The 10,299-nt window shown below is 74.0% G+C and carries 7 protein-coding genes; 2 read left to right on the forward strand and 5 right to left on the reverse strand.

Annotated features, from left to right (window positions below; translation table 11 throughout):
• From ACSNOG_RS29830 to ACSNOG_RS29845, 4 genes are all read right to left on the reverse strand, one after another.
• Positions 1-445, reverse strand: a 445-nt coding sequence (locus tag ACSNOG_RS29830) for a biotin carboxylase N-terminal domain-containing protein (protein WP_436755819.1), incomplete at its 3' end; no start/stop codon positions are given.
• A gap of 85 nt (positions 446-530) precedes the next feature.
• Positions 531-2,129, reverse strand: coding sequence for an acyl-CoA carboxylase subunit beta (locus tag ACSNOG_RS29835; RefSeq protein WP_436755820.1), 1,599 nt, complete (start codon positions 2,127-2,129; stop codon positions 531-533).
• Between the two features lie 31 nt (positions 2,130-2,160).
• Positions 2,161-3,867, reverse strand: coding sequence for an acyclic terpene utilization AtuA family protein (locus ACSNOG_RS29840; RefSeq protein ID WP_436755821.1), 1,707 nt, complete (start codon positions 3,865-3,867; stop codon positions 2,161-2,163).
• Between the two features lie 90 nt (positions 3,868-3,957).
• Entirely contained in the window at positions 3,958-6,948 is a 2,991-nt protein-coding gene (locus ACSNOG_RS29845) for an FAD-binding and (Fe-S)-binding domain-containing protein (RefSeq protein ID WP_436755822.1), read from the reverse strand.
• A 92-nt stretch (positions 6,949-7,040) separates the two neighbouring features.
• On the opposite strand from ACSNOG_RS29845, the gene serC reads away from it, so the two are divergent.
• Positions 7,041-8,159 (forward strand): phosphoserine transaminase, encoded by a 1,119-nt coding sequence (gene serC / locus ACSNOG_RS29850; protein WP_436755823.1) that lies wholly within the window; start codon positions 7,041-7,043, stop codon positions 8,157-8,159.
• A gap of 147 nt (positions 8,160-8,306) precedes the next feature.
• Here the strand turns inward: serC and ACSNOG_RS29855 are convergent, their stop codons facing one another.
• Positions 8,307-9,353 carry a hypothetical protein gene (locus ACSNOG_RS29855; protein WP_436755824.1) on the reverse strand — a complete coding sequence of 349 codons (1,047 nt, stop codon included), beginning with the start codon at positions 9,351-9,353 and terminating at the stop codon, positions 8,307-8,309.
• Positions 9,354-9,683: 330 nt separating this feature from the next.
• Here ACSNOG_RS29855 and ACSNOG_RS29860 point away from each other — a divergent pair, with 330 nt between their 5' ends.
• Positions 9,684-9,995, forward strand: a complete 312-nt coding sequence (locus tag ACSNOG_RS29860) for a hypothetical protein (RefSeq protein WP_436755825.1) — start codon at positions 9,684-9,686, stop codon at positions 9,993-9,995.
• The last annotated feature ends 304 nt before the right edge of the window (positions 9,996-10,299 follow it).

Consider the following 10,299-nt stretch of genomic DNA (forward strand, 5'->3'; position numbering starts at 1 on the left):
GCCCGCCCCCGCCCGCCGCGGCCTTGACGATGAGCGGCGGTTCGCCGGGGGTCAGCACGGGCACCCCCGCCTCCGCCATGATCCGCTTGGCGCGCGTCTTGGACGCCATGGCCTCGATCACGTCGGGCGGCGGCCCGACCCACACGAGCCCCGCGCCCGTCACGGCCCGCGCGAACGCCGCGTTCTCGGAGAGGAAGCCGTATCCGGGGTGCACGGCACCGGCACCCGCGGCGAGCGCGGCCTCGACCACCGCGTCCCCTTGCAGATACGTGTCTGCCGCGGCAGCCCCCGGCAGCCGCACCGCGACGTCCGCCTCGCGCACGTGCAACGCGCCGGCATCCGCATCCGCGTACACGGCTACCGTGCGGACGCCCAGCTCCCGGCATGTGCGGAACACCCGGCACGCGATCTCGCCCCGGTTGGCGACCAGCAGCGACTCGATCACTCGATCATCACCCCCATCAGCCCTGTCACCCCCATCAGCCCTGCCAGCCCTGTCAGCCCTGTGAGTCCCGTCATCCCGGTCGCGTTCACATCCGGAAGACCCCGAACCCGCCCCGCACGCCCTCGACCGGCGCCGAGTGAACCGCGGACAAACACATCCCCAGGACGGTCCGCGTGTCGCGCGGGTCGATGACGCCGTCGTCGTAGAGCCGCCCGGAAAGGAACACCGGCAGCGACTCCGACTCGATCTGCTGCTCGACCATGACCCGCAGCGCGGCGTCGGCCTCCTCGTCGTACGCCCGGCCCCTGGCCTCCGCCGACGCGCGGGCGACGATCGACAGCACCCCCGCGAGCTGCTGCGGCCCCATGACCGCCGCCTTGGCGCTGGGCCAGGCGAAGAGGAACCGCGGGTCGAAGGCCCGCCCGCACATGCCGTAGTGCCCGGCACCGTAGGACGCGCCGATGAGCACCGACAGGTGGGGGACCCGCGAGTTGGCCACCGCATTGATCATCATTGCGCCGTGCTTGATGATGCCCCCCTGCTCGTAGGCCTGCCCCACCATGTACCCGGTGGTGTTGTGCAGGAAGACCAGCGGCACGTCGTACCGATTGGCCAGCTGGATGAACTGAGCGGCCTTCTGCGACTCTTCGCTGAAGAGCACCCCCTGCGCATTGGCGAGGACCCCCACGGGATACCCGTGGACGGAAGCCCATCCCGTCACCAGGCTCCGCCCGTACTCCCCCTTGAACTCGTCGAAGTCCGACCCGTCCACGACGCGCGCGACGACCTCGCGAGGGTCGAAGGGGATTTTGAGGTCGCCCGGCACGATGCCGAGGAGCTCCTCCTCGTCGTACAGGGGCAGCGCGGCGGGCCCCGGATCGGGGTGGGCCTTGCGCCGGTTCAGGCGGGCGACGACGCGCCGGGCCCGCCGCAGCGCGTCCATTTCGTCGACGGCGAAGTGGTCCGCGAGGCCGGACACGCGCGCGTGCATCTCCGCGCCGCCCAGGGACTCGTCGTCACTCTCCTCCCCCGTGGCCATCCGGACCAGCGGCGGCCCGCCCAGGAAGACCTTCGACCGCTCTTTCACCATGATCACGTGGTCGGACATGCCGGGCACGTACGCGCCACCGGCCGTCGAATTGCCGAACACGACGGCCACCGTGGGGATCCCGGCGGCCGACAGCCGCGTCAGGTCGCGGAACAGCCCGCCGCCCGGGATGAAGATCTCCTTCTGGCTCGGCAGATCCGCTCCGCCGGACTCGACGAGCGAGACGACGGGCAGGCGATTGGCGAACGCGATCTCGTTCGCCCGCAGCGCCTTCTTCAGCGTCCAGGGGTTGCTGGCGCCACCCCGCACGGTGGGGTCGTTGGCGGTGACGACGCACTCGACGCCCTCGATCACCCCGATCCCGGTGACGAGCGAGGCGCCCACCGTGTAGTCGCTCCCCCACCCGGCGAGCGGGGACAGCTCCAGGAACGGCGTATCGGGGTCGATCAGCAGCTCCACGCGCTCGCGTGCGAGGAGTTTGCCCCGCTCCCTGTGCCGGGTGACGTACTTTTCCCCACCCCCGGCGACGGCCCGCGCGTGCTCCGCCGCGATCGCGTCGAGCCGCTCCAGCATGGCCGCCCGGTGGGCGGCGTACTCCTCGCCCGACGTGTCGAGCCCGGAGACGAGCACCGTCACAGCAGCACCTCCCTGCGTGTCCGCGGGCCCGTCACAGCAGGACCTCCGGTATGTCCACGTGCCGGGAGCGCAGCCACTCCCCCAGCGCCTTGGCCTGCGGGTCGAAGCGGGCCTGGGAGCCGACGCCGGCGCCGAGCAGCCCCTCGACGGTGAAGTTCAGGGCGCGCAGGCCCGGATAGACGTGCCGGGTCACGGGGAGCCGGGCGGTCTCCGGCAGGAGCCGGCGGAACCGCGCCCCGGTGAGCTCGTGGGCCAGCCAGCGCCACGCCGTGTCCGTCCGCACCCACACGCCCACGTTGGCCGCGCCGCCCTTGTCGCCGCTGCGCGCCCCCGCGACGAGCCCGAGCGGGGCGCGCCGGACGGGCCCGGGCGGCAGCGGCTCGGGCAGTACGGGGGGCTCGGGCGGCGGCTCTCCCTCCGCGACCGGCGGCACCGCGGGCACCCGTAGCCGCGTGCCGTCCGGCAGCACCGCCGTGTGCCGGACGGCGTACGCGTCCACCGCCGCGGCCTCGAACACGCCGTACGGGGAGCCCCGGCCCGGTGGCGCGGTGACGTGGAAGCCCGGGCAGCTGGCCAGGGCCAGCTCGACGGCCGCGCCGCTGACGGCGCGGCCGACCGCCTCGGGGTCGGGGTCGCGTACGACGAGCCGCAGCAGGGCGCTCGCCTCCTCCTGTACCTCCGCGTCGGCGTGGTCGGTGCGCGCGAGGGTCCAGCGGACCTCGGCGGGCGGGCGCTTGCCCAGCGCGTCCTCCATCTGCGCCCGTACGAGGGCGGCCTTGGCTTCCACGTCGAGGCCGGTCAGCACGAACACGACCTCGTTGCGCCACCCGCCCACGCGCGTGAGGCCGACCTTGAGCGTGGCCGGCGGGGCCTCGCCCCGCACGCCGCTGATCCGCACGCGGTCCGGGCCGTCCTGCGCGAGGCGGACGGTGTCGAGGCGGGCGGTCACGTCGGGGCCCAGGTAGCGCGGGCCCCCCGTCTCGTACAGCAACTGGGCCGTGACCGTGCCCACGGTGACGGCGCCGCCCGTACCGGGGTGCTTGGTGATGACGACCGAGCCGTCGGCGTGGATCTCGGCGAGCGGGAAGCCGGGGCGGCGGACGTCGTGCTCGGTGAAGAAGGAGTAGTTGCCGCCCGTGGCCTGCGTGCCGCACTCCAGGACGTGCCCGGCGACGACCGCCCCGGCCAGCCGGTCCAGGTCGTCGGCGAGCCAGCCGAAGTGGGCGGCGGCGGGGCCGGTGACGAGGGCCGCGTCGGTGACGCGGCCGGTGACGACGACGTCCGCCCCCGCACGCAGGCAGGCGGCGATGCCCGCGCCGCCGAGGTAGGCGTTGGCCGTGAGGACGTCCGGGCCCCACTCCCGCTCCTTCAGCAGGTCGTCGCCCTCGACGTGGGCGACGCGGACGTCGGCGCCGACGCGGCGGGCGAGGGCGCGGATCTCGCGGGCGAGTCCGCCGGGGTTGAGCCCGCCCGCATTGGCGACGATCTTCACGCCGCGGTCGGCGGCCAGGCCGAGGCTCTCCTCCAGCTGGCGCAGGAAGGTGCCGGCGTAGCCGCGGGCGGGGTCCTTCAGGCGGTCGCGGCCGAGGATGAGCATGGTCAGCTCGGCGAGATAGTCACCGGTGAGGACGTCGAGGGGGCCGCCGGTCAGCATCTCACGGAGGGCGCCGAAGCGGTCGCCGTAGAAACCGGAGGCGTTGCCGATCCGCAGCGGACGTAAGGGTTCCGGGTCTGTCACTGTGTGCCGCTCCCTCGGGAGTTCGTCAGGACGGGGAGAGCGTGGCAGTGCGCCGGAAAACAATCAAGCGTGCTTGCCTTTATTTTTCGGTCAGTTGTGCGGTTGCGTGGAGGGCCGCGCGGTCCGGCCGAGGGACCCGGCGAGCACCTCGGCCAGGTGCCGAGCGCGTACGCCGGCGAGCTGGGCGATCTGCGTACGGCAGGAGAACCCGTCGGCGAGGACCTCCGCGCCACCGCCGTCGCCGTGGCCGGCCGCCCGCCGCAGCGCCGGCAGCAGCTGCTCCTCCGCGCACGCCACGGACACCTCGAAGTGCCCTGCTTCGAAGCCGAAGTTCCCGGCCAGGCCGCAGCAGCCGCCGCTCAGTGCGCCCACGAGCCCGGCGCGCTCGCGCAGGCGGCGCTCGGCGGCGTCACCGAGGACGGCGTGCTGGTGGCAGTGGGTCTGACCGGCGACGGGCCGGTCCAGGCGGGGCGGCTGCCAGTGCGGGGCGAGCTCTTCGAGGGTCTGGGCGAACGTACGGACGCTGTCCGCGAGTCGGCGCGCCCGGGGGTCGCCGGGGAGCAGCTCGGGAAGGTCCGTGCGGAGGGTGGCGGCGCAGCTGGGCTCCAGCACGGTGACGGGCAGCCCGGCGGCGAGGGCGGGGGCCATGAGGTCGAGGCTTCGGCTCATTTCCTTGCGAGCGTGGTCGAGTTGGCCGGTGGTGACCCAGGTGAGGCCGCAGCAGGGCGCCTTCGGCGGGACGGCGATACGGAGGCCGGCGTGTTCGAGGACGGCGACGGCGGCGCGGCCGGTCTCCGGGCAGAGGAAGTTGGTGAACGTGTCGGGCCACAGCACGAGATCCGCACCGGCGACGCGCCTCCTTTCCCCTCCCGCCGCCCGTTCCCCGGAACGGGGCGGGTGGCCGCCGGGGCCGCCGCCGGGCGCACCGGTGGTGGAGGGGGCGGGGGCGCCCCGTCCCCTCCACCACCGCACGAACGGCTCCTCCGCGAGGAGCGGCAGGTCGCGCTCCCCCGCGATGCCCCCGAAGCGCTTCGCCGCGGCGGCCGCCGGGCCGATGGCGGCCAGCCGGTTGAGCGCCCGCGGGGCCCGGAGCGCCGCCACCGCCCGGAGCCAGACCGGCAGCCGGCCCATCGTGTAGTGCGCGGCGGGCCGCACCCGTCCCGCGTAGTGGTGGTGGAGGAACTCCGCCTTGTACGTGGCCATGTCGACGCCCACCGGGCAGTCGCTCCGGCATCCCTTGCAGGCGAGGCACAGGTCCAGCGCCTCGCGGACCTCCTCCGAGCGCCACCCGTCCGTGATGACCTCGCCCGCCAGCATCTCGTGCAGCAGGCGGGCGCGGCCGCGCGTGGAGTGCTGTTCTTCGCCGGTCACCCGGTACGAGGGGCACATGACGCCCGCCCCGCCCGGAGTGGGGCCGGTCTCCCGGCACTTGGCGACGCCGACGCACCTCCGCACCGCCCCCGCGAACCCCCCGCCGTCGCCCTCACCGCCACCACCCCCCGGATAGGTGAATGCGACCGGTACGGGCCGGCTCGGCAGCACGTCGAAGCGGAGGTTCTCGTCCAGCCGGTCCGGGCGGGCGAGGATGCCCGGGTTGAGGCCGCCGTCCGGGTCCCAGAGGTCCTTGAAGCGCTCGAAGAGGCGGACGATTTCGGGCCCGTACATCTTGGGCAGGAGTTCCGCGCGCGCCTGCCCGTCGCCGTGCTCGCCCGACAGCGAGCCGCCGTGCGAGACGACCAGTTCGGCGGCCTCGCCGGAGAAGGCGCGAAAGCGCCGGACGCCCTCCGGGCGGGTCAGTCGGAAGTCGATGCGGACGTGGATGCAGCCGTCGCCGAAGTGGCCGTAGGGCGCGCCGTGCAGCCCGTAGCGGCGCAGGAGGGCACGGAAGTCGCGCAGGTAGGCGCCGAGCCGGGCGGGCGGGACCGCGCAGTCCTCCCAGCCGGGCCATGCCTCGGTGCCGTCGGGCAGGCGGGTGGCGGTGCCGGCGGCGTCGTCGCGCAGGCGCCACAGGGCGCGCTGCCCGGCCGCGTCCGCGACGACCGTGGAGCCGGTGGCGGCCGGGGCCGCCGCCCGGACGATCTCCTCGGCCCGCGCCCGGGCCTCGGCGGCCGTGCCGCCGCCGGTCTCGACGAACAGCCAGGCCGCGCCCCGGGGCAGTCCGGCCGCCGCGGCGGGGCCCACGAGGTCGGCGGCCATTCCCTCGACCGTCAGCGGGCGGTGCGGCAGCAGCAGGTGGGCGGCGTCCGCGGCGTCGCTCTCGTCCGCGTACCCGAGCACCGCCAGTGCGCGGGCCCGGGGCGCCTCGACCAGCCGTACGGTGGCCTGCGTCAGCACCCCGAGCGTGCCCTCGCTGCCGGTGAAGGCGCGGGCCACGTCGGCGCGCCGTTCCGGAAGCAGCGCGTCCAGCGCGTATCCGGAGATGCGCCGCGGGAGGGCGGGGAACCCGGTGCGCAGCAGCGCCAATTCACCCTCGGCCAGGTGGCGCAGGCCCGCGGCGAGCCGGGGCGGCAGCCCGTCGTACCCGCGGGCGAGGTGCGCCCGCTCGCCGCCGTACGTCAGCACGTCCAGCTCGTGGACGTTGTCGGCGGTGGTCCCCCAGGCCACGGAGTGGGCACCGCACGCGTTGTTGCCGATCATGCCGCCGAGCGTGCACCGGGCGTGCGTGGACGGGTCGGGGCCGAACGTCAGCCCGTGCGCGCCCGCCGCGGCCCGCAGCGCGTCGAGGACGACGCCCGGCTGCACGACGGCCGTACGGGCCCGCGGATCGATCGCCGTGATCGCGTTCATGTGGCGGGTGAAGTCCAGCACCACGCCCGTGCCCGTCGCCTGACCGGCGATCGAGGTGCCCCCGCCGCGGGCGACGACCGGCACGCCGCGCTCCCGGCAGACGGCGAGCGCGGCGGCCACGTCATCGGCGTCGCGCGGGGCCACGACGCCGAGGGGCACGCGGCGGTAGTTCGAGGCGTCCATGGTGGTCAGGGCGCGGGCCGCGGCGTCGAAGCGGACCTCGCCCCGTACGGCTTCGCGGAGTGCCGGCTCCAGCTTTTCGTGGTCAGCATCACTTTCCACAAGATCAGCCATACACCCCATAGTGCCCCGGAGTCCCCCCTTCCACCGTCTCACCGAACGGACGTTTTACTGATCGGGAAGAGCTCACGCACTAGGCTGCCCGCGTGGCTGATATCCAGATTCCCGCTGACATCAAGCCCGCCGACGGTCGCTTCGGCGCGGGCCCGTCCAAGGTGCGCACGGAAGCGCTCGCCGCGCTGGCCGCCACCGGAACCTCCCTGCTCGGCACGTCCCACCGCCAGGCCCCGGTCAAGAACCTGGTCGGCTCGGTGCGCGACGGCGTGCGCGCACTCTTCTCCCTGCCCGAGGGCTACGAGGTGATCCTCGGCAACGGCGGCTCCACCGCCTTCTGGGACGTCGCGACGCACGGCCTCATCGAGTCCAGGTCGCAGCACCTCTCCTTCGGCGAGTTCTCCTCCAAGTTCGCCAAGGCCGCGAAGCTCGCGCCCTGGCTGGAGGAGCCCACCGTCATCTCCTCCGACCCCGGAACCCACCCGGAGCCGAAGGCGGAGGCGGGCGTCGACGCCTACGCCTTCACCCACAACGAGACCTCCACCGGTGTCGCCGCGCCGATCAAGCGCGTCGAGGGCGCCGACGAGGGCGCGCTCGTGCTGGTGGACGCGACGTCCGGCGCGGGCGGCCTGCCCGTCGACATCGCCGAGACCGACGTCTACTACTTCGCACCGCAGAAGTCCTTCGCCTCCGACGGCGGCCTGTGGCTCGCCGTCTTCTCGCCCGCGGCCCTGGAGCGGGCGGCGCGCGTGCACGCCTCCGGGCGGCACGTCCCCGAGTTCTTCTCGCTGCCGACCGCGATCGACAACTCCCTGAAGAACCAGACGTACAACACCCCGGCCCTCTCCACCCTCTTCCTGCTGAACCAGCAGCTGGAGTGGCTGAACGGCCAGGGCGGCCTGGACTTCGCGGTCCGCCGCACCGCCACCTCCGCCCGCACGCTCTACGGCTGGGCCGAGGCGTCCGCGCACGCGAGCCCGTTCGTGACCGACCCGGCCAAGCGGTCCGCCGTCATCGGCACGATCGACTTCTCCGAGGACGTGGACGCGGCGGCCGTCGCCAAGGTCCTGCGCGCCAACGGCATCGTGGACACCGAGCCGTACCGCAAGCTGGGCCGCAACCAGCTGCGCATCGCGATGTTCCCGGCGATCGACCCGGCGGACGTGGCGGCGCTGACGGCGTGCGTCGATTACGTGATCGAGCGCCTCTGACGGTCGGCGGTGGGCCCGCCCGGGGGGGGGGCCCGCGCTGAGGGTACGCGCGGCGGGCGCGCGCGACAGGCACGGGCGGCGGGCACGCGCGGCGGGCACGAGCGGCGGGGCCCCGGGTCGCGCTGGCGGCCGTACGCGGGGCGCGCCCTAACGTCGCCGCCGCACCAGCCTCCGTACCCCCAGGACGAGGACCGCCGCCACGGCGAGCGTGCCCGCGCCGAGGGCGATCGTGCGGGTCCGGCCGTCGTCGCCGTCACCGCCGCCGTCCTTGCCGGCGCGCGCCGCGCCGCCCTTCGCGTCGTCCCGCGGCTTCGCCGCCGTGTCCGGCAGGAGGTCGCCCTGCAGGGTGACCGGCTGCACCGAACTGCGTTTGCCCTCCGTCCCGTACATCAGGGTCCGGCCGTCCGGGGTGAAGGTGACCGACTCCCCCTGGCGCTGCAGCGGAACGCTCGGGCGGCCGATCTCCTCGGGGCGGCCGTCGCGCCAGCGGTACGCGACGGCGTCGAAGTAGCCGCGGACGACGAGCCGGGTGCCGTCCGGGGAGAAGGCGCCGTCCGTGGCCCACGTGTTGATCTCGGCGACCCGCCGGAAGACGTTCACGCCCGACGCGGACAGCTTCTCGGGGGCCTCGTACAGGCCGCCCTTGCCCGAGCGCTTCTTGCTGACGAGGTACACGCGCCCGGTCTTCGGGTGCACCATCAGCGACTCGGCGTCGCGCGGGCCGTCCTCGTAGCGGACGGTGTAGCGGGTGGGAGTGACGGTGATGTCCTTGAGGGTCTTCGGCTCGGGGAAGCGGTAGATCCACACTTCCTTCCAGCGGCCGCCGAAGTTATCCCCGATGTCGCCCAGGTAGAGCGAGCCGTCCGGTCCGAGGGAGATGGCCTCGACGTCGCGGGGCCGGACCCCGGCGAGGGTGACGGTGGCGACGGTGCGGCCGGTGCGGCTGTCCACGGCGTAGACGTACGGGCCGTCGTCGCTGTCGTTGTGCGTCCAGTACACGCCGGGGTGGGCCCGGCTGGCCGCCAGCCCGCTGGACTCCTTGATCCGCGGGTCCTCGATGGTGAAGGCGGCGGCGGTGCCGTCGGCGGCGGCGGACCGCTGCGACGCGCCGTCGCCGTCGGCCAGGGCCGGGCCGGCGGGCAGCACGGCGAGCGCGGCAGCGGCGAGAACGGCGAGGAACGGGCGTGGGCGCATGGCTCCAAGCCTGCCATCCGGGCGGCGGCGTCGGGGGCGGGCGCCGCCGACGCGGAGGCGGCGGGCGCGGCACCGAAGGGCCCGGGAGCCGCCCCGGTGCGACCGTCACGCGCCGAGCCGCCCGGAACGCGTCACTTCCCCTTTCCCGCCCGCCTCCCCTGATCTGCACCCCTTCCCCGACACCTCTGCAAAGACGGTGAATATTCGCCAGCGTCGCGGCCGAAAAGCGCCAACCCATGGGAACTCATTGGCGAATTACCGCACTGTAGTTCACTCGATCTCCCGTTAGGTTTCCGTCCGAACGGCAATCAGTTCCAGGGAGGGAAGCCAATGAACCGCATCAAGCGCCGCCTGGCCTACGCCGCTGTGGGCTCGATCATGGCGGCCGGCACCAGCCTGGTGGGGGCCTCGGCCGCCTCGGCGGCACCGGCGCCGCACGTCTCGTCCTGCGACAACTACAGGAACACCGGGACGGTGTGGACGGCCAACTGTCGCGTCGACTACGGCCAGTCCCAGTCGTGGACCCGCTGTTCCGACGGCACCTACCTGTACGGCGCCTGGGTGGGCAAGGGCTACTGGATCTTCAGAGGTGACTGCTCCGGTCACGGCCGGGTCGTGAGCTACGGCCACACGGACCGCTGACACACCACGGGTAACACCTGACACCGTGACGGTTTCCGCCCCGGCGCTTATGCGGCGGGGCGGATTCCGGCAGCAGCCTGCGTGGGATTGCGTTCCGCTTTTTGTTTTGTGTAGAAGTAATTCACTTTGATTTGCCGGAGAAAACCGGAAAGGCGTCGGCGTCCCCGCTCGGGCACGCGGCCCGGGCGCGGACTGCGGACGTGGAGCGGGCGTGGAGCGGGCGCGGAGCAGGCGCGGAGCAGGCGCGGAGCAGGCGCGGAGCAGGCGCGGAGCAGGCGCGGAGCAGGCGCGGAGCAGGCGCGGA

The sequence above is a fragment of the Streptomyces sp. URMC 124 genome, assembly GCF_051386455.1.
Classification (GTDB): domain Bacteria; phylum Actinomycetota; class Actinomycetes; order Streptomycetales; family Streptomycetaceae; genus Streptomyces.